Here is an 18,887-nt window from a genome sequence, read left to right on the forward strand (position 1 = left end):
GTCAGCTCCTCAATGTTTCTCAAGCCACGCGCCGTAGAACGACGGGCGGCCGACCGCTTCAAAATTCACGCCTTTCAGCCACGGCGCACCGGCAAAGACCTGCGGTTCCTCGAAGATCGGAATGACGTAGGCGTTATCCAGCAGGTAGCGCTGGGCATCGCCGGTCAGCTGCAGGCGTTTTTGCGGGTCGACTTCGGCGGAGATATCCACCAGCAGCGCATTCAGCTTGTCGTCACGGAAGCTTTTGACCTTGTCGCTGGAGCCGCCTTTTTGCAGCAGCGCGTCGCGGTTAGCGGGGTAGAATATGCTTTTCACCACGTCAGGATCGGCGCGGCCCACTTCGGAGACGGTTAACGGGGTTTTTAGCGGGTCAAGGTTATCCAGCGTGCGGCTGCCTGCGTCACCGGCTTTCACGCTCAGCGCCACGCCCACCTGACGCCACTGCTGGGCAACCAGCTGCAGCACCTCTTTGTTTTGCGGCTGCGGCAGGGATTCATACACCGTCAGCGCCAGCCGCTGGCCGTCTTTGGCGCGGATCCCGTCGCTGCCCGCTTTCCAGCCCGCTTCGTCCAGCAGCTGGTTGGCTTTTGCCGGGTCAAAGGTCAATTTGTCGCTGAGATCGACAAAGCCAGCGGCGGAATCGGCAATCACCGACTTCGCCTGCGGATAGTTGGCCGAGAAGAGGGTCTCGACCACCTGTTTTGCATTGGTGGCATGCAGCAGCGCCTGGCGAACGCGAACGTCGGCGACCAGCGGGTTATCCGGGCGGAAGCTGATGCTGTCGTTCACCCCGCGCGTCGGGGCAGCGTAGATTTTATAGCCCTGGTCTGTCGCCTGCTTTTCGTCATACGCCTGCACCTGGCGAATAAAGTCGGCCTGACCGGCCAGCAGGGCACCGACGCGCACGCTGTCTTCCTGAGTCACGATAAACTTGATGCCGTCCAGATTGGCTGGCCCCTGCTGCGCCAGATTTTTGGGCCCCCACTGGTAGTCCTTACGCGCTTCCAGCGTCACTTCGCGACCCAGCTTCTCGTCCTTCACCACAAACGGGCCGGAGCCGATGATATGCCGGGCGTCACCCAGCTCTTCAAAGTTGCGCTTCAGCGTGCTGAGCGAGACCAGGCCCGAGCCAATCGTGGCCGTGCCCTGCAGGAACCCCGGTGACGGTTTTTTGAAGTAGAACTTCACGGTCAGCGGGTCGACCACTTCGCTGCGATCGTAGTTATTGATCACTTCTGACACCGGCAGGCGCTGCGCCTTGTTACCTAAGCCGTAGGTATCAAAGTTTTTCGCTACGGCGTTGGCGTCCAGCGGCGTGCCGTCGGAGAAGGTGATCCCCGGGCGAATTTTAAAGGTGTATTCGGTTTTATCGGCGTTGGTGGTCCAGCTTTCCGCCACCCACGGTTCGACCTGCAGCGTCTTTGGGTTCTGCCAGGTCAGCTTGTCGGTGATTTGGTTCAGGATGCCGCCGTTCGGGTAGAAGCCGCCGGCGGGCGGGTAGAGGTTAGTGTGCGCCTGTTGCTCCAGATAAATCAGCGTGCCGCCTTTGACCGGCGCATCGGCGGACCAGGCGGCGGTGGTCGTCAGAATCAGCGCCGTCAGCAGCGGCAGACGAAATGGGGTTTGCATGGTGAATTCCTTTGTTATCTTCTTGTTAGCGTCGGATTCATCATCGGGCGCGGGGGAAAACAAGGGAACAAAGGAATTAAGATAAGGATTGCCGGAAACTGAAAATATAAACGCCCCGTGAACGGGGCGAAAGCGGGAGCTAAACGAATTTCGCCAGCGGGTCTGCGGCGGCAAACGCGACCGCTTTATCCGCCGCTGGGGGGTAGATCAGCTCGTTAGTGATGGCGATCTTGATCTTTTTGGCGTCACCCCTGACTGACTTAACGACCTGATCCCAGCCCTCGGTATAAACCGCACCCCATCCGCCTAAATCCAGGCAGGTGACATAGTTCACCTGACGATAAGGGTAGGGATCAACGTTCAGCAGGCTGGCGGCAGCGTTATGTCCGGCAAATTTTCCTAGCTGGATCGCGTGCTGGCAGGTCATCAGCGCCGTGTTGCCCGCATCGTCTGTTTTGGCGTGAGCCATATCGCCGGTGGCATAGACGTCAGGATGTGCGGGGACCTGCAACGTCTCTGTCACAACCAGGCGGCCCTGGCTATCGCGTTCACCGTCTATCTGCAGGCTGAGGGGATTTGCCTCGACGCCTGCGGTCCAGACGACGGTCGCAGCAGCAATACGTTCACCGTTTTTCAGCGTTACGCCGTGAGCATCAATGGCTTCAACTTCACTCTCCAGCCGCCATTCAACGCCCAGCGCCTCACTCGCCTCTGCAATCGTTTTACGCAATGCGTCGCTATAGCGGCCGCCAATGACTGGCCCCCTTTCAACTACGACTATTTTAATCTCTGTATTGTCGCCAAAACGGGCACGCAGTCGGGCAGGTAGCTCCGTTGCCAGCTCGATGCCGGTAAAGCCGCCTCCGCAAACTACCACGGTGTTGCGCTCGGGCGTGGAGGGACGTAACGCCAGTGAATCAAGGTGACGCTCAAATACCTGTGCGGATTCCAGCTGGTCGATGTCAAAGGCGTAGTCAGCCAGGCCGGCAATCGGTGGGCGTTTGGTCTGACTGCCCGTGGCGAGGATCAGCCTATCGTAGGAAGCCGTAGCATGCGCGCCACCGGACATCCGGTATGAAACGGTTTTCGCCGTGGTATCAATTTGTTCCGCGTGTCCGGCTATGAATGTGATATCAAGCTCGGCAAACAGGTCAGTCAACGGGGCGACCAGCGTTGACACCTTCTCCTCATAGAACCGTGGCCGAACGCGCAGTTCGGGTAAGGGGGCCAGTACCGCAATCTCCAGACTGTCATTACCCTGCTGCTCAGAGAGACGTGCCGCGCTCACGGCTGCCCACATACCCGCAAAACCACTGCCTACGATTAAAATCTGCTTTTTCATATTCGATCCTTTCTCCCGCCAGGCTTCATGCCTGACATAACTGCCACTATACTTGTCGGAGTTAACTCCGACAACTTCTTTCTGAGTTAAAAATCGTTATAATGCTCCGAACACTAATTCGGAGTTAACCATGGCGTTTTACAGTTCCGGTGTGGAATACGGCATTCACAGTCTGATGTGTATGGTGGATGCGAAGGGCAACGAGCGTGAGATGAGCGTCCGGGAGATGGCTGCCTTGCAGGGCGTGCCGTATGACTACCTCGGCAAAATCTTCACGCGCCTGTCACGTGCCGGGCTGGTCATCAGTACGGAAGGTAAGGGCGGGGGCTTTAAGCTGGCGCGTCCGGCGGAGCTGATCAGCGTGCTGGATGTGGCGCATGCCATTGACGGCGAGAAAAACATGTTCGAATGTCGTGAAGTGCGCCAGCGTCTGGCCGTGTTTGATGAGGCACCGCCTGCCTGGGTCTGCGACGGCCCGTGCGGAGTACGTTCAGTCATGGACAGCGCGCAGCAGCGGATGGAAGAGGAGCTCGCGCGTCATACTATTCTCGACCTGGCGCGTAAAATGTACCGAAAAGCGCCGGACACCTTCCAGATTGAGGTTCAGGAGTGGATTTCAGTTCGTCGTTCGTCGTCGCAATGAGCCGGGTAAGGCGTAGCCACTACCCGGCAAAAGGTGTTTACGAGCGTAAGTCGATCACCATACGGCCACGGATCTGGCCCTGTTCCATCTCTTTAAAGATGGCGTTGATGTCCTCGATCGGACGCATCGTTACTTTCGGCACCACTTTACCTTCAGCGGCGAACTGGAACGCTTCCTGCAGGTCCTGGCGGGTGCCGACCAGCGAACCCACCACCTGAATGCCGTCCAGCACCAGACGCGGAATATCGAGGCTCATCGCTTCCGGCGGCAGGCCAACCGCGACCACGCGGCCACCGGCACGCACGGCATCTACCGCCGAGTTGAAGGCCGCTTTTGCGACGGCAGTGACGACTGCGGCATGCGCGCCGCCGGTTTTTTCCTGCACAATCTTAGCGGCATCTTCGCTGCGGGAGTTGATGGTGAGGTCCGCGCCCATGCTGGCCGCCAGCTTCAGCTGTTCGTCGTTAACGTCAAGGGCGATGACTTTGGCGTTAAAGACGTTTTTGGCGTACTGCAGCGCGAGGTTGCCCAGCCCGCCCAGACCGTAAATCGCAATCCACTGGCCCGGTTTAATACCCGACACCTTCACCGCTTTGTAGGTGGTCACGCCAGCGCAGGTAATGCTGCTGGCCGCCGCCGAATCCAGACCGTCCGGCACTTTTACCGCGTAATCCGCGGTGACGATGCACTCTTCCGCCATGCCGCCGTCGACGGAGTAACCGGCGTTTTTCACGTCACGGCACAGGGTTTCGTTGCCGGAATTACAGTATTCGCAGTGGCCGCAGCCTTCAAAGAACCAGGCCACGCTTGCGCGGTCGCCGACTTTCAGCGACTTCACGCCAGGGCCGACTTCTTTCACGATACCAATTCCTTCATGGCCCAGGATAACCCCGGTCTTGTCGCCAAAATCACCGTTCTTCACGTGAAGATCGGTATGGCATACGCCACAGCACTCCATCTTCAGCAGGGCTTCCCCATGCTTAAGCGGGCGTAAGGTTTTTTCGGTGACGTTGACCTGGTGGTCCTGAGTGACAACAGCAGCCTTCATGTGTATCTCCTTGTTCATGATAAGAATCTGCATAGCAGGTGTAATACCCCTTAAGGATTAATACATTAGCCTGGTAATGCAAGGCTGCGGCAACATAATGTCATCATTTGATTCGATTTCAGATTAAGAATACGGCGATCCTCTAATAATTAAGGGGGGAAAATGCTGGCCCGGCGAGGCGCTCGCCGGGCGCAGACTTACAGCTGGGCTTCTATCTCCTCTATCTCTTTACGCCATTGTGCCTGGAGCTGCGGCTTTTGATGCTTCGGCTTGCGCGCCAGATCGTCTTCCAGCAGCGTTTCCAGCGCGATCAGCCGCTCAAGCAGATCGTCATGCGGCGAGGGGTGAACCGTCGCGGCGACAGCGGGCGCAGTGGCTGTCACCAGCCCCGCGCGTTCACGCAGCCGCTCAAACACCGCTTCTGCATCGTGCCATTCGCTCAGCGTACCGTCCTCAATTAGCCAGAAACGGTTGCAGCTTTGGCTAATTAACTGACGGTCATGGCTGACCAGCAGCACGCCGCCTTCGAACTGTTGAAGGGTGTGCGCCAGCGCCTCTTTGCCTTCCATGTCCAGGTGGTTGGTGGGCTCATCCAGCATCAGCAGGCTGTAGCGGGCAAGCGTCAGGCCCACGAACAGCAGGCGCGAGCGTTCGCCGCCGCTGAGCGTGCTGACCGTTTGTCCGTGACGCGCCCATGGGAAACCGGCGCTTATCAGGGCCATTTTGCGGTTCTGCGGATCCGGTGCAAAAGGCTCCAGCGCGTCGAGCAGCGTGGCGTCATCCGGCAGCTGATGCAACGTCTGGTCGTAGTAGCCCGGCGAGACGCGCGGATGGATTTTCAGCCCGCTGTCCGCCGGTTCATCGGAAAAATGTCGCCAGATAAGCTTCATCAACGACGATTTACCGCAGCCGTTACGACCGACAATCGCCACGCGATCGCCGCTTTTCAGCCGCGCCGTTTCGATGTTAAACAGCGGCGGTAGCCCAGGCGCGGGCGGGACGCCGAGGTTTTCCATCTCCAGCAGACGGTCAGCCCGCAGCGCGTCGCCGCGCAGGGTTAACGTCCACGGGCTGCCCGCCGTGAGCGCGGTCTGGCTCTCTTTGAGCCGTTCGACCTGTTTTTCCATCTGTTTGGCTTTGCGGGCCAGGTCTTCGTTATCGTAAACCTTACCCCAGGTCGCCAGACGTTTGGCGCTGGCGGTCACGCGGTCGATCTCCTTTTGCTCCGCCTTGTGGCGCTGCGCGTCGGTCTCATCTTTGGCTTCCAGCGCCTGACGTGCCGCCGTGCAGGGAAGGGCAAAGTAGTGCAGCGTTTTATCGCGCAGGATCCAGCTGCCGTTGGTGACGGCATCCAGCAGCTGTCTGTCATGCGAGACCAGCACAAAGCTGCCCGACCAGGTCTGTAAAAAGTGCTCCAGCCAGAGCATGGTCGGCAGGTCAAGGTGGTTGCTGGGTTCATCCAGCAGGAGCAGGTCCGGCTCGTGAATCAGCGCCCGGGCCAGCAGCAGGCGGGTGTGCTGCCCGCCGCTCAGCGTGGCGGAGTGCAGCGCCATATCCTGCGGCGTAAAGCCCATGCCTGCCAGCAGCGTTTCGGCTTTCCAGCGCAGGCTATCGCGCTCAGCAAAAGGCAGCTGTGCGAGTACGGCATCCAGCATGGTGAGCGGTAAAATAGCGTCCGGGAGATGTTGCTCCACGCGCGCCATCAGGCAATGCCCGGCCAGCGCTACCGTTCCGGCAGCAGGGGAATCCGTGCCGTCCAGCACCTTCAGCAGCGTACTTTTTCCGCAGCCGTTATCGCCCAGCAGGCCAATGCGGTCGCCTTTTTTCAGCGTAAAGGAGAGTGAGTCGAACAGCGTGCCAAACGCCGTATCAACGCGTAAAGATTGTGCAGTGAGTAAAGTGCTCATTGTTGCTTACCCAAGAGTTACAGGCATGTTTATGCCTCGTCAAACATCGCTGACGATAACTCAGTAAGCCCGAGAGAAGGGATTTCAGGGGGTGGTGTCTTCGCTCAAGCCGAAGTTATCGCAGCACGATACCGATAACGCTTGAGCGGGTGCGATCACCAAATGTATGTGAAACATTGAAAATTTCACGATACAGCATAATTGGCCTCCTTATATATTCAGTGGGTTAATGGATGAAAGGAGTGTAGCGGGGGAAAAGGGGTTTGGCTAGGGGGGGACGAATGTAATTCCCTCTCCTATGGGAGAGGGTTAGGGTGAGGGGAACATACGGCTCTGGTGGTCATTACGTTCACTTTATGTTCCTTGCTACTCTTTAGCGATGTGACCGGTGAACGTGCCAGGGTGGCTCAGTCGCCACCACCCTGGCGACCCGGGCTCCCGGCGGTAAATCGCCGCTTCGCGGTGCCCTCAGCTTATTCCTTCAGGCTATCGGGTCGGGCATGAGCCTGCATCCCTGCAGGCCACGCCCTCTCGGCGCATCCCTGCGCCTCGCCCCGGCCTTACGGAAACGCTTCGGCGATTTACAGCCGGACCAGGGCGTCGCTGTAAGTCATTCATTTTCCTGAAGCAACATTCATCGCATCCGGTAAAAATTACTGGGATTCCTGAGCCCACAGGGAGAGCCCCCGTAGGCCCGGTAAGCGAAGCGCCACCGGGCGATTGGGCCGCACCGCGTCTCCCACTGGGAGAGGGAACAGTCAAAGCGGATCAAATCGACGTACGGCGATAGCTGCGGTATTCAGGCTTCCAGAAGTTGTCGTCGATGGCCTGCTGCAGCGCGTCGGCAGAGGTTTTCACCGCCACGCCCTGCTGCTGCGCCATTTTACCCACTGCAAACGCGATAGCGCGCGACACCTTGTGAATGTCCTTCAGCTCGGGCAGAACCAGACCTTCGCCGTCGTTGACCAGCGGCGAGTGGCCCGCCAGGGTCTCGCTCGCCGACATCAGCATTTCGTCGGTGATGCGGGACGCGCCGGAGGCGATAACGCCCAAACCAATGCCCGGGAAGATATAGGAGTTGTTGCACTGGGCGATCGGATAGGTTTTATCCTTCCACACCACCGGATCGAACGGGCTGCCGGTGGCCACCAGCGCATTACCTTCGGTCCAGGCGATGATGTCCTGCGGCGTCGCCTCCACGCGGGACGTCGGGTTAGACAGCGGCATCACGATAGGGCGCTCGCAGTGCTTGTGCATCTCGCGAATAATCTCTTCGGTGAAGAGACCGGTTTGCCCGGAAACGCCGATCAGAATATCCGGCTTCACGTTGCGCACCACGTCCAGCAGGGAAAGGACTTCGTTGTCGGTATCCCAGTTTTTCAGGTTTTCGCGTTTCTGCACCAGCTTGGTCTGGAACGGCAGCAGGTTCGGCATGCCGTCGGTCAGCAGGCCGAAACGGTCCACCATAAAGACGCGGGAGCGGGCCAGCTCTTCGCTTAAGCCTTCGCGCTGGGTCTGGGCAATAATCTGCTCGGCAATACCGCAGCCCGCGGAGCCTGCGCCAAGGAAGACGATTTTCTGGTAGCTCAGCTGGCTTCCCGCCGCACGGCTGGCGGCGATGAGCGTACCCACCGTCACGGCCGCGGTGCCCTGGATATCGTCGTTAAAGGAGCAGATCTCATCGCGATAGCGGTTCAGCAGCGGCATCGCGTTTTTCTGCGCGAAGTCTTCGAACTGCAGCAGCACGTCCGGCCAGCGGTGCTTCACGGCCTGAATGAAGTCGTCGACAAACTGATAGTACTCGTCGTCGGTAATACGCGGATGGCGCCAGCCCATATAGAGCGGGTCGTTGAGCAGCTGCTGGTTGTTGGTGCCGACGTCCAGCACCACCGGCAGGGTATACGCCGGGCTGATGCCGCCGCAGGCGGTATACAGAGAGAGTTTACCGATAGGGATCCCCATCCCGCCAATGCCCTGGTCGCCGAGGCCAAGAATACGTTCGCCGTCGGTCACCACAATTACTTTGATATTGTGGTTCGGCACGTTCTGCAGAATATCGTCCATGTTGTGACGGTTCTGATAAGAGATGAATACCCCGCGGGAGCGGCGGTAGATCTCGGAGAAACGCTCGCAGGCGGCACCCACCGTCGGGGTGTAGATCACCGGCATCATCTCTTCGAGATGGTTTTGCACCAGGCGATAGAAGAGGGTTTCGTTGGTGTCCTGGATGTTGCGCAGGTAGATGTGTTTGTCGATTTCCGTTTTGAAACCCTGGTACTGGATCCACGCGCGCTCTGCCTGTTCTTCAATGGTTTCAACCACTTCAGGCAGTAGACCCAGCAGGTTAAAGCTGCTGCGCTCTTCCATGCTGAAGGCGCTGCCTTTGTTGAGCAGGGGGAATTCGAGTAAAACCGGTCCGGCGTATGGGATGTATAAGGAACGATGTTTTTTCAGTTTGTTGTCCATGTCACTCACTCTTTTTATGAAGATCCGTCCCTGACACTGCTGTTTGTCATCTTTCTGGCCTGTGCGATGGGGTGCGGTCCGGCGGTATTATAAAGGAGCTAAATATTAATTACCGCAACACATAAACAAAAACACCACCGGGATTACCGATGGTGTTCTGGATCTCAGTCTGGAACTTACTTGCCGGCGTGGCGTTTTCTGCCGGTGGCGTGAGTGACTTGGGTTTCGTGGTCGCCTTCAATCACCACTTTGCGCTGATTAGAAAGCTTGTAGTTCAGTCCCAGAATATGGCGTGCCTGACGGTTCGATTTCATATTAACTCCTCAATCCTGTTGATAGTTTTAAGGACCAGTTTGCTTACGCAAACGAAATGTAACCCCTTAGGTTGCAGATCCAGCTTAGCAGGTTTTTACAAGGGTGCGTTTTGCCCGCTGACGACGTAGTTAATGGTCTGCTGGTAGATGTCACTGAGGATGTCATTATCTGTGGATTCCACCCACTTGGTCAGTTCCATCAAAATGTCATCTTCAGTCACAGCACCGTGCTCGGCGTGAAGACCCTGTGCAATCGGGTTAACGAGTTCAGGTTGTGCTGCTGCGGTATTTGCCGGGTAATAAGTAAACATGCTGCCTCCGTGTCGTTGTCTGTTTAATGGTACGGCTCGCAAGAAATTTAATTCACAAACAGAATGGCAAATATTTTCCCGGTTGTGGCTCAGATTCATCTTAGAAATAAAAATGACATAAGTGTATGCTTTTGTGTGCTTTTGAAATGCAGGGGTAAATCGACGTGGCGCTGAGAGAATATTATGACGGTGCTCCTGCTATCTCGAAAAAATAGCAGGAGCAGCGTTTAAATTACCACTTCATTTCGCCGGTATTCACCTTAGCGCTTAATTCCAGCGAGCTCTCTTCAGCCAGATTCGGATACTGTTTTTTCAGGGTGCTGATGACGCCCGCAGAATCTTTATGAACGGATAAGGCCTTTTCAAAGCGCTGGAGATAGTCACGGGTAAAATCAATCGCACCCGTCCCGGCTGGCGGGGTACCCAGATAGTGACCCGGGATCACGCGCTCGGGTTTGTGCGCCGCCATGTTCACCAGCGTTTCCTGCCACTGCTTACGGCTTTCCGCTGTCTGGGTGTCCGCCGTCCAGACGTGAATCCCCCAGGCTACGCCAGTGCCGCCGAGGATGGTCTTTGCGGACGGGATCCATACATAGGCCGCATAGCTGTCAGGCTGTTCGATGTCGATCTTCTCCCCGTCAACCATAAACGTGGTGGAGGCGAGCACCTGCGGGACGACCAGCTCCGTTGGCGCGCCGTCTTTCATCTGCGGACCCCAGAAGGCGAGCTTGGCGTCTTTGGTAGCCTTGATGTGATCAACCACGTGCTGCGTGGCCACCACTTTGGCGTTCGGGAAGGCTTTGACCAGCGGCTGCAGGCCAAAATAGAAATCCGGATCGCCGGAGGTGATCACAATCTTGTTCAGGGTCTTACCGCTTTGACGAATTTTCTCTACCAGCGCTTCGCCATCCTTCACGCTGAACTGCGCGTCAAACAGCACCGCTTCTTTCGGGCCGGAGACCAGCGTGGAGGAGACCGCGAAAATGCCTTTCTCCTGCGGGTTATAGGTATCAATGCTTAACGGCGCGGCAAAAACAGCCGGCGTGAAAAGGGTGGAAAGCAGGGCAAGGTGAGTGAATTTCATGCTGTTGTCTCTGTTGTTCAGGAATGTCTCTATTGTACGGAAATTCGCATTTGCCAGAATTCCTGAAACAAGACATGCTTAGTTTCATAAATCGAGCAGATGGAGTTGATATGGATCGCGTGATTGCCGCTCAGGTTTACAACCGAATATGCGAGCTGGGAAGTTTGAGCGCGGCGGCCCGGGCGCTGGGTATTTCCCGCCCAATGGTGAGCCGCTACCTTGAGCAGATGGAGAAATGGGCGGGCACGCGGCTGGTAAACCGCTCCACGCGCAAGCTGACGCTGACCGCGGCAGGCGAAAAGGTGCTGCAAAAAACGCGGACGCTCTCGCAGATCTCGCAGGAAATTGAAGGCCAGTCGGAAAAAGATCGCCCGTCTGGCACCCTGCGGGTGGCCTGCGCGCACTTTACCGCCATGCACCTGATTGCGCCGGTCCTGCCCGGTCTGCTCTCGCGCTACCCGCAGCTGCGCATCGAACTGGATGTGAACAACCATCCGGTCAGCCTGGTGGGAGAGCGCATTGATGTTGCCGTACGCATTACCGATAACCCTGAACCCGGCATGATTGCCCGTCGGCTGGGGGAGTGTCGCTCGGTCCTTTGCGCCTCGCCGGACTATCTGGCGCAGCACGGTACGCCCGGCAGCCCCGAAGAACTCGCGCAGCATAACTGCCTGCACTACAGCTTTTTCGCCGGGCAGTCCTGGCACTTCCTGACGCCGGAGGGCGAAAGCCTGAGCGTGGCCGTCAGCGGCAACCTGAGCGCCAGCATCTCTTCGCTGCTGATGGACGCGGCGGTTAAGCACTGCGGTATCGCCATGCTGCCGGAGCGTGAGGCGCAAACCGCGCTGGAGAAGGGATGGCTGGTGCCGGTACTGGAGGCGCTGGAGCCGAAGCCGCTGGCCATCCATGGTATTTATCAGTCCCGGGAATACCAGCCTGCCGCGCTGCGGGCGTTCCTTGATGAGCTGGCCCGCTATCTGGCATGAGCGCGGCGTTTGCCGTCGTTTACTTAGCCTTTAGCCAGGGGGAGGCCGTGCTCCAGAAAATAATATCCGCCCCGAGATAATTTTCCGCGAACCGATCAAATTCTGCTTTGATGAAGGGCTTGCCGGTCTCAGGGTTCTTATAGGTCAGGGTCGGTTCCTGAACCGCCATGGCGATAAGCGGCAGCGTCTGTTTATTTTTATGGAAGAAAGGATAGGCATTCTTCATATGCGCCTTGCGGTTGGGAACAATGTCCGGCCCACCGAGGCCAACACTGTTGGCGCTGGCATACGCAAAAAGACGCCCCATGTAGTTGTGGTCATTATCCCATTCGCACGGCCAGAAGTTCACGTATTGCACCACGTGTGATTTCTGAAAAGCCTTACGCGCAAAGGCCAGGTTTTCCATTTCTCCCGCAAAATAGCTGTCGCAGGTAAATCCGGCGGGCGGATTTTTTTCGTCAAGATCGATGGCGGTTTCAGGCAGGTTTACGCCATATACCTCGCCATCAAAGCGTTTCGCGAGGGCGGCCAGCAGCGCCTGGTAGCGCTGGCGCACCGCGGGATCCCACTGACGCGCCACCCAGCCTGAACCGACTGGCTTCCCTTCGCCGGGGTTATCGAACTGCGGCGCAATCCCGCCTCGGTATTGCTTATCGTGCATCAGATAATCCGGCACGTAGCGCGCGTCCGCCTCAAAGAAACGGTCCTGAATCTGGATAAAAAGCTTTTTCCTGGCAGCCTTAAGACGCGCGAGATCCCGTTCAATGCGCGAGAAATCGTAGCGATCCTTCTCAGGCTCAAGCGCGCGCCAGTTGTAGACGATCTGTACGCCGCCGATATCGCTTCGCATAACGAGCGGGAACGCCGCGTCGAGCTCGCCGGAGCTGGTATAGATAAAGTTCTCGGGCGTTTTCGCCTGCAAAGACAACGATAGAGCGAGGGTAGCGATCGCAACGGCCATCCTGATTTTTAGCGCCATAGGTTTATCCTTTTTGTCGGTACAGCAGGTGTAAGTCCCGGAATTGTCTGTGTTCCAGGGGCAGTCAGATGCGTAGTCTATACTTAACCCTTTGTAAGCCAAAAGGAGAGCAAGAATGACTATTCATAAGCACGGTTCGGCACACTGGTCTGGCGACATTAAGCGCGGTAAAGGAACCGTTTCCACCGAGAGCGGCGTTCTCAATCAACAGCCCTATGGCTTTAATACCCGTTTTGAGGGTGAAAAGGGGACCAACCCCGAAGAGCTGATCGGCGCGGCACATGCGGCCTGCTTCTCGATGGCGCTGTCGCTGATGCTCGGCGAAGCGGGCTATACCGCCGACGCCATTGATACCACCGCGGATGTCTCCCTCGATAAAACGGACGGCGGTTTTGCCATCACCAAGGTTGCCCTGAAGAGCAAGGTGACCGTTCCCGGCATCGCCCCTCAGCAGTTCGACGGTATTATTCAGAAAGCCAAAGCGGGCTGTCCGGTTTCGCAGCTACTGAAAGCCGAAATTACGCTGGACTATACGCTTAACTAAGCCTCAGCCGGGCTGGCGCCCGGCTATCCCTTCAGCGCGGCGGGAAACACCTCCGCCAGCCAGGCAATAAACACCTTCAGACGGTGCGTCAGATGGCGGTTCTGCGGGTATACCACGTGAAACGGATAGGCGGCAGGGCGCCAGTCACTCAGGATCGACGCCAGCATTCCCGCCTGTAAATACGGCTTTGCCGAATACTCAAACGTCTGCACGATCCCCAATCCTGCCACGGCCGCCGCCAGGTGGGCATTACTTTCATTTATGCCGAGATAATGGGGGATATTGATTTCCATCGCCTCGCCATGCCGCCTGAAGCGAAAGGGAAACGCCCGCCCGGTGACGGGCGAGAGGTAGCTAATGAGCTTGTGGCCGTTGCACAGCTCCTGTGGATAGGCTGGAACGCCATGGTTTTTCAGGTAGCCCGGCGTCGCGCAGGTCACCATTTCGGCGTTACCAATATGGCGAGCGATAAGGGTCGAATCGTCCAGCGGGCCGCCGCGGATCACGCAGTCTACGTTACCGCTGATCAGATCCACCGGACGATCGGCCACGCCAAGATCGATGCGGATATCCGGATAGCGCCGCATAAAATCCGGCAGCAGGGGGATGAGCACGTCCCGGGCGGTGGAGCCGCCCACGTCAACCCGCAAATGCCCTTTGGGCGTCGCGCGGGAAACGCGAAACGCGGTGTCGATGTCTTCGATATCTATCAAGACCCTGAGCGCTTTTTCATAGTATTCCATCCCTTCCGGCGTCGCGACCACCCGGCGAGTCGTCCGGTGCAGGAGGCGTATCTCCAGGTGCGTCTCAAGCGATTTCACCAGCTTGCTCAGCGTGGCGATGGGCATGTTCAGCGAGTCCGCCGCGCGGGTAAAGCTGCCGGTTTCCACCACCCGGGTAAAGGCGCGCATCGCCATGAGCTGATCCATGAGACTCCCTCTGATTATTTCTGTATGTGAATAGTCATTTTCATTTTTGCTGGTTTTTCACTAATCCCGCAAGGGCTAAAGTTTGTCCAACGCAAACCCAACAAAAGGTAAATGACATGAACACGACTCTCTCAGGAAAAATCGCACTGGTCACAGGCGGCAGCACCGGCATCGGTCTTGCCACGGCGCAGGAGCTGGCGGCACAGGGCGCGAAGGTGTACATCACCGGACGACGTCAGGCCGAGCTGGACGCGGCGGTGGCTGAAATCGCTTCAACGGCATTGGGCATTCGCGCTGACGTGTCAAAACTGGCGGACCTGGACGAGGTCTATGCCCGGATAGCCAAAGAAGAAGGCCGCCTCGATATTCTGTTCGCCAATGCGGGTGGCGGCGATATGCTGCCGCTGGGCGCGATAACCGAAGAGCAGTTTGACCGGATTTTCGGCACTAACGTCCGCGGGGTGCTGTTCACGGTGCAGAAGGCGCTGCCGCTGCTGTCCGCCGGATCCTCGATTATTCTGACCGGCTCGACGGTGTCCATTAAGGGGACGGCAAACTTTAGCGTCTACAGCGCCAGCAAGGCCGCCGTGCGCAACTTTGCCCGCTCCTGGGCGCTGGATTTGCAGGGCCGCGGGATCCGCGTCAACGTGGTGAGCCCGGGCCCGATCAAAACGCCTGGCCTCGGCGACCTGGTGCCGGAAGAGCATCGTCAGGGGCTGTACGACGCGCTGGCCGCTCAGGTGCCGCTCGGCCGTTTAGGCGCGCCGGGTGAGGTGGGTAAAGCGGTGGCGTTTCTGGCCTCCGATGCGGCCAGCTTTATTAACGCCACCGAGCTGTTCGTGGACGGCGGGATGGCGCAAATCTAACCCAGACTGCGCCAGCAGCGGACGTCACGGCCCTCGCGAGAGGGCTGTAACGGCTGAGGACGCTCGCAGCCCTGCGCGGCCATCGGGCATCGGTCGCGGAAAAAACAGCCTTCGGGCAGACGGCGGTTGCCGGGAAGCTCCGTTTTGCGTAAGGCCAGCGTTTCATCCAGCGGTTCACCGGTGCGCGGAACCGAATCGAGCAGCAGGCGGGTATAAGGATGGCGCGGCTCGCCAAGCACCTGCGCGGCGCTGCCCAGCTCCACAATCTGCCCAAGATACATCACCGCCACGCGGTCGCTCATGTGCCGGACCACCGAGACGTTATGCGAGATCAACACGTAGGTCAGATTACGCTGCTGTTGTAGCGTCACCAGCAGGTTGAGGATCTGCGCCTGCACGGAAATATCCAGCGCGCTGGTGGGTTCATCGAGCACGATGATATCCGGATCGGACGAGAGCGCCCGGGCGATGGCAATGCGCTGGCGCTGCCCGCCGGAGAAGGCGTGCGGAAGCCGGTCGAGATATTCCGGGCGAATGCCCACCTGCAGCGCCAGGTTTTCAGCCAGCTGGCGGCGGTCGCGCTCGCTGCTGCGCTTTTGCACCCACACCGGCTCGGTGATGATTCGCCAGACCGGCAGGCGCGGGTCAAGCGAGGAGAGCGGATCCTGAAACACCATCTGCATGCCGCCCGCGTGATGCGCCCGCTGGCAGGCGCCGGTGCTGGGCTTGAGCATGCCCATCAGCAGCTGGGCGAGCGTGCTTTTCCCACAGCCGGATTCCCCGACAATGCCAAGCGTTTCTCCCCGACGGATCTCAAGGTCGAGCCCGTTGAGCGCATGGACCCGTTCCGTCACGCGACCCAGCCAGTTTTTGCGCGCCGCAAAGTTCACGTGCACGCTATCCAGTTCCAGCAGTACATCAGACATGGGCTTTCTCCCGTTGTGGATACCAGCAGGCGGCCTGTTGGCCCTCTGCGCCAGTGGGCGCTAAGCGCGGCGTTTCGCTGCATTTCGCCCCGGCGGCAAAGCAGCGCTCGCGGAATGCGCATCCCTGCGGAAGCTGGCTGAGGTTGGGCACCGTGCCGGGGATGGCGGGAAGCGGGGCGCGCGGCTGGCCGTTTTCCGGCGCGCACTGCAGCAGACCAATAGAGTAGGGATGCACGGGCTGGTGGATCAGCGTTTGCGTGGTGCCGCTCTCGATCACGCTGCCCGCATACATCACGTACATTCTGTCGCAGAGCTGTGACACCACGGCCATATCGTGGCTGATAAACAGCACCGAGGTGCCGCTGGCCCGCGCCTTGTGCTTCAGCAGGCGCAGCACCTGCAGCTGAACGGTGACGTCCAGCGCCGTGGTTGGTTCGTCGGCGACGATCAGCTCCGGCTCGCAGGAGAAGGCAAGGGCAATCATCACCCGCTGGCGCATGCCGCCGGAGAGTTCAAACGGATAGCGCGCCATGACCGCTTTCGCGTCCGGGATTTGCATCTCTTCCAGCAGGGTAATCGCCTTCTGCTGCGCCTCACTACGGGAAAGCGGTTGATGCTGGCGGATCACCTCGACCATCTGTTTGCCAATCCGCCGCGTCGGGTTGAGGGCGGTCATGGGCTCCTGAAAAATCATAGCGACCTTTCCACCGCGCCACTGGCGAAGCTGTTTCTCGGACGCCGTCAGGACATTTTCGCCGAGTAATTTCACCTGACCATGATGAATGCGGTAGCTGCCTTCCGGCAGCAGACGCATGGCGAGCATGGCGGTCACGGATTTACCCGAACCGGATTCGCCCACCACGCCGACAATTTCACCCCTGCCGATCTCCAGCGAGACGTGGTTCAGCGCGTGGACCTCGCCGCGGAAAATCGGGAAGCTCAGATGCAGGTCTTCAATCTTGAGAACCGGGTCGGTCATCACTGTTTACCTCCTGACTTCGGATCCAGCAGATCGCGGATGCCATCCCCAAACAGGTTAAAGCCCACGGCGGTAATCAAAATCGCCGCTCCGGGAAACGCGCAGTACCACCACTGGTCCAGAACGTAGTTACGGCCGACGGCCACCATCGCGCCCCATTCGGCGGTCGGCTGCTGCGCGCCCAGGCCAATAAACCCCAGCGTGGCGGCCATCAGGATGGCGCTGCCGATGTCCAGCGACGCCTGCACAATCAGCGGCGGCAGGGCGTTGCGCAGGATGTGCCAGCTGATCACATGCCAGCGGGATGCGCCAAAGGTGCGGGCGGCCTGCACGTAGGTAAACTGGCGCACCACCAGGGTTTGGCCGCGCGCCAGGCGGACGTAAAACGGAATGCGGACAATCGCAATCGCCAGCATGGCGTTAAACAGGCTTGGCCCGAGCGCGGCGGCCAGCGCCATGGTCAGCACCAGGGAAGGTATCGAGAGCATAATGTCCATCACCCGCATGATGACGGCGTCGCCGCGCCCGCCCAGCACGCCGGACAGACAGCCCAGCAGCGAACCGATGCCGCCCGCAATTACCACCACCGCCAGCCCGGCGGTAATGGACTGCTGGCTGCCCGCCAGCACGCGGCTGAACAGATCGCGGCCCACCTCGTCGGTACCAAACCAGTGCTGCGCGGACGGCGCCTGCAGGCGCGCGGTCAGATCCAGCGCGTTCGGGTCGTGCGGCACGATCCACGGTGCGGCCAGCATAATGAAAAGCATCACCAGCATTATGACGCCGCCAACGATTGTGAGCGGGCTTTGGCGCAGCATCCAGAACAGCTTTGCCCAGTTGACGCGTTGTCTGGCGGTTTTCACCGGGACGGGCGTTTCCTGCGTTAACATCATTCGGCACCTCCGCGCCCGATTCGCGGGTCAATCCACAGGTAAAGCAGATCGACCACCAGATTAACCAGCACGTAGGCCAGCGAAACAACGACGGCAAAGCCCATCACGGCAGGGAAATCGAGCGCCTGAATGGACGTCACCACCCAGGCGCCCATGCCCGGCCAGGCAAAGACGGTTTCGGTCAGCACGGCGCCGTACAGCAGATCCCCCAGCGCCAGCCCGAGCACGGTAATCGACGGGATCATCGCATTCGGCAGGGCGTAGCGCAGGACGATATACCAGCCGGGCAGGCCGCTGGCGCGGGCCGTGCGGATGTAGTCTTCGCTAAGCTGCTCCAGCATCGCGGAACGGACCTGACGCGCCACGATGCCGAGATGCACAAATGCCAGCGTCAGCGAGGGTAAAATCAGGTGCTGCAGCGCATTGAAAAAGACCTCGCCGTTGCCTTCCAGCAGCGCGTCCAGCAGATAAAAGCCGGTGACGTGCGTCGGCGGATCGAGCCAGTCGTCCAGCCTGCCGCCGCCCGGCAGGATTTGCAGGTGCCCGTAGAACAGCACAATGACGCCCAGCCCAAGCCAGAAGGCCGGGGTGGAGATCCCGGTCATCGCCATTAAACGCACCAGGTGATCCAGCCAGCGGTTGCGGTACACCGCCGATAAAATCCCCAGCGGCACGCCGATGACCAGCGCCAGCAGGAGGGAACAAAAGGCCAGCTCCAGCGTGGCGGGGAAAAAGGCCTTCAGGTCTTCCGCAACCGGGCGTCCGGTCCGGATGGAGGTGCCTAAATCACCGTGGGCCAGGGCGTCCACGTAGCGGCCAAACTGAACGTAGAGCGGCTGATCCAGCCCCAGCTGCTGGCGAATGTTCTGCACGATGTCGTCGCTGGCGCGGTCGCCGGCCAGCAGACGGGCCGGATCGCCGGGGATCAGGTGCGAAATAATAAAAGTGATAATACAGACACCGGCCACCACCAGGAGTAACCCCCAGCAGCGCTGGCGCACGATGCTCCAGAACGTCATACACTTTCCCCCGGCGAAACGG

The 18,887-nt window shown here is 58.9% G+C and carries 18 protein-coding genes; 4 read left to right on the forward strand and 14 right to left on the reverse strand.

What is annotated here, in order from left to right:
* Positions 1-9 precede the first annotated feature (9 nt).
* Together ACOTXF_RS10135 and ACOTXF_RS10140 are read right to left on the reverse strand one after the other, a co-directional pair.
* Positions 10-1,629, reverse strand: coding sequence for a TIGR04028 family ABC transporter substrate-binding protein (locus tag ACOTXF_RS10135; RefSeq protein ID WP_047745617.1), 1,620 nt, complete (start codon positions 1,627-1,629; stop codon positions 10-12).
* Positions 1,630-1,768: 139 nt separating this feature from the next.
* Positions 1,769-2,971: an NAD(P)/FAD-dependent oxidoreductase gene (locus ACOTXF_RS10140; protein WP_045415801.1), complete on the reverse strand. Its 1,203-nt coding sequence runs from the start codon at positions 2,969-2,971 to the stop codon at positions 1,769-1,771.
* Between the two features lie 130 nt (positions 2,972-3,101).
* Here ACOTXF_RS10140 and ACOTXF_RS10145 point away from each other — a divergent pair, with 130 nt between their 5' ends.
* Positions 3,102-3,614: an RrF2 family transcriptional regulator gene (locus ACOTXF_RS10145; RefSeq protein WP_045415803.1), complete on the forward strand. Its 513-nt coding sequence runs from the start codon at positions 3,102-3,104 to the stop codon at positions 3,612-3,614.
* Positions 3,615-3,651: 37 nt separating this feature from the next.
* On the opposite strand, the gene adhP is transcribed toward ACOTXF_RS10145, so the two are convergent.
* The 6 genes from adhP to ACOTXF_RS10175 all read right to left on the reverse strand — a co-directional run bounded on the left by adhP (position 3,652) and on the right by ACOTXF_RS10175 (position 10,744).
* Entirely contained in the window at positions 3,652-4,662 is a 1,011-nt protein-coding gene (adhP, locus tag ACOTXF_RS10150) for an alcohol dehydrogenase AdhP (protein WP_008501719.1), read from the reverse strand.
* 197 nt (positions 4,663-4,859) lie between these two features.
* The gene (locus ACOTXF_RS10155; protein ID WP_045415806.1) at positions 4,860-6,569 is read right to left on the reverse strand and encodes an ABC-F family ATP-binding cassette domain-containing protein; all 1,710 of its coding nucleotides are present in this window, start codon (positions 6,567-6,569) and stop codon (positions 4,860-4,862) included.
* Positions 6,570-7,337: 768 nt separating this feature from the next.
* Positions 7,338-9,035, reverse strand: a complete 1,698-nt coding sequence (locus tag ACOTXF_RS10160) for an NAD-dependent malic enzyme (RefSeq protein WP_008501715.1) — start codon at positions 9,033-9,035, stop codon at positions 7,338-7,340.
* Positions 9,036-9,211: 176 nt separating this feature from the next.
* A complete protein-coding gene (gene sra, locus ACOTXF_RS10165) occupies positions 9,212-9,349 on the reverse strand; it encodes a stationary-phase-induced ribosome-associated protein (protein ID WP_008501714.1) in 138 nt (45 codons plus the stop codon).
* A 95-nt stretch (positions 9,350-9,444) separates the two neighbouring features.
* Positions 9,445-9,660, reverse strand: coding sequence for a biofilm-dependent modulation protein (gene bdm / locus ACOTXF_RS10170; RefSeq protein WP_316937182.1), 216 nt, complete (start codon positions 9,658-9,660; stop codon positions 9,445-9,447).
* Between the two features lie 232 nt (positions 9,661-9,892).
* Positions 9,893-10,744 (reverse strand): Vmh family MBL fold metallo-hydrolase, encoded by an 852-nt coding sequence (locus ACOTXF_RS10175; RefSeq protein ID WP_023292348.1) that lies wholly within the window; start codon positions 10,742-10,744, stop codon positions 9,893-9,895.
* 110 nt (positions 10,745-10,854) lie between these two features.
* Between ACOTXF_RS10175 and ACOTXF_RS10180 the strand changes: the two genes are divergently transcribed.
* Positions 10,855-11,730, forward strand: coding sequence for a LysR family transcriptional regulator (locus ACOTXF_RS10180; RefSeq protein ID WP_045415809.1), 876 nt, complete (start codon positions 10,855-10,857; stop codon positions 11,728-11,730).
* A gap of 19 nt (positions 11,731-11,749) precedes the next feature.
* On the opposite strand, the gene ACOTXF_RS10185 is transcribed toward ACOTXF_RS10180, so the two are convergent.
* The gene (locus ACOTXF_RS10185; RefSeq protein ID WP_047745619.1) at positions 11,750-12,709 is read right to left on the reverse strand and encodes a hypothetical protein; all 960 of its coding nucleotides are present in this window, start codon (positions 12,707-12,709) and stop codon (positions 11,750-11,752) included.
* A gap of 115 nt (positions 12,710-12,824) precedes the next feature.
* Between ACOTXF_RS10185 and ACOTXF_RS10190 the strand changes: the two genes are divergently transcribed.
* On the forward strand, positions 12,825-13,253 hold the full coding sequence (locus tag ACOTXF_RS10190; RefSeq protein WP_008501708.1) for an OsmC family protein: 429 nt from the start codon (positions 12,825-12,827) through the stop codon (positions 13,251-13,253).
* 23 nt (positions 13,254-13,276) lie between these two features.
* Here ACOTXF_RS10190 and ACOTXF_RS10195 read toward each other — a convergent pair whose 3' ends face one another.
* Positions 13,277-14,182 (reverse strand): LysR family transcriptional regulator, encoded by a 906-nt coding sequence (locus ACOTXF_RS10195; RefSeq protein WP_045415816.1) that lies wholly within the window; start codon positions 14,180-14,182, stop codon positions 13,277-13,279.
* Between the two features lie 116 nt (positions 14,183-14,298).
* Here ACOTXF_RS10195 and ACOTXF_RS10200 point away from each other — a divergent pair, with 116 nt between their 5' ends.
* Positions 14,299-15,048: an SDR family NAD(P)-dependent oxidoreductase gene (locus tag ACOTXF_RS10200; RefSeq protein WP_048963026.1), complete on the forward strand. Its 750-nt coding sequence runs from the start codon at positions 14,299-14,301 to the stop codon at positions 15,046-15,048.
* Here ACOTXF_RS10200 and ACOTXF_RS10205 read toward each other — a convergent pair.
* Genes ACOTXF_RS10205 through ACOTXF_RS10220 form a run of 4 tightly spaced genes read right to left on the reverse strand, consistent with a single transcriptional unit; the run spans position 15,045 to position 18,865 of the window.
* Complete coding sequence (locus ACOTXF_RS10205) at positions 15,045-15,974, reverse strand: oligopeptide/dipeptide ABC transporter ATP-binding protein (protein ID WP_008501705.1); 930 nt, start codon at positions 15,972-15,974, stop codon at positions 15,045-15,047. The genes ACOTXF_RS10200 and ACOTXF_RS10205 overlap by 4 nt on opposite strands.
* Positions 15,967-16,953: an ABC transporter ATP-binding protein gene (locus ACOTXF_RS10210; RefSeq protein WP_048963025.1), complete on the reverse strand. Its 987-nt coding sequence runs from the start codon at positions 16,951-16,953 to the stop codon at positions 15,967-15,969. The genes ACOTXF_RS10205 and ACOTXF_RS10210 overlap by 8 nt, the downstream gene beginning before the upstream one ends.
* Entirely contained in the window at positions 16,953-17,846 is an 894-nt protein-coding gene (gene ddpC / locus ACOTXF_RS10215; RefSeq protein ID WP_046092167.1) for a D,D-dipeptide ABC transporter permease, read from the reverse strand. The genes ACOTXF_RS10210 and ddpC overlap by 1 nt, the downstream gene beginning before the upstream one ends.
* Positions 17,843-18,865, reverse strand: coding sequence for an ABC transporter permease (locus ACOTXF_RS10220; RefSeq protein ID WP_008501701.1), 1,023 nt, complete (start codon positions 18,863-18,865; stop codon positions 17,843-17,845). The genes ddpC and ACOTXF_RS10220 overlap by 4 nt, the downstream gene beginning before the upstream one ends.
* Between the last annotated feature and the right edge of the window lie 22 nt (positions 18,866-18,887).

This window comes from Enterobacter cloacae complex sp. IR53041 (genome assembly GCF_049238285.1).
GTDB classification, from domain to species: Bacteria; Pseudomonadota; Gammaproteobacteria; order Enterobacterales; family Enterobacteriaceae; genus Enterobacter; species Enterobacter roggenkampii.